The sequence below is a fragment of the Rhodoferax ferrireducens genome (assembly GCF_003347515.1).
GTDB lineage: Bacteria > Pseudomonadota > Gammaproteobacteria > Burkholderiales > Burkholderiaceae_C > Rhodoferax.
Window position 1 is genome coordinate 1 of the sequence record NZ_QEII01000147.1, and the last position, 446, is coordinate 446.

At 63.2% G+C, this 446-nt stretch carries 1 protein-coding gene; it reads left to right on the forward strand.

What is annotated here, in order from left to right:
• On the forward strand, positions 1 to 446 hold a 446-nt coding region (locus C5P05_RS00745; RefSeq protein ID WP_198674573.1), incomplete at both ends, for an NAD(P)(+) transhydrogenase (Re/Si-specific) subunit beta.

Sequence of the window (446 nt, forward strand, 5' to 3'; positions counted from 1 at the left end):
GGCAATGCCGAGACCGTGGTCATCGTGCCGGGCTACGGCCTGGCCGTGGCGCGGGCCCAGCACGCGGTGAAGGAACTGGCGCAAAAGCTCACCGACAAGGGCATCACGGTGAAATACGCGATTCACCCGGTGGCGGGTCGCATGCCGGGCCACATGAACGTCTTGCTGGCCGAGGCCGAGGTGCCCTACGACCAGGTGTTCGAGATGGAGGACATCAACGGCGAGTTCGGCCAGGTCGACGTGGCCATCATCCTGGGCGCCAACGACGTGGTGAATCCGGCCGCGCACGTCAAGGGCAGTGCCATCTACGGCATGCCGATTCTGGAGGCCTACAAGGCCAAGACCATCATCGTCAACAAGCGCTCCATGGCCGCCGGCTACGCCGGTCTCGACAACGAGCTGTTCTACCTGGACAAGACCATGATGGTGTTTGGCGATGCCAAGAA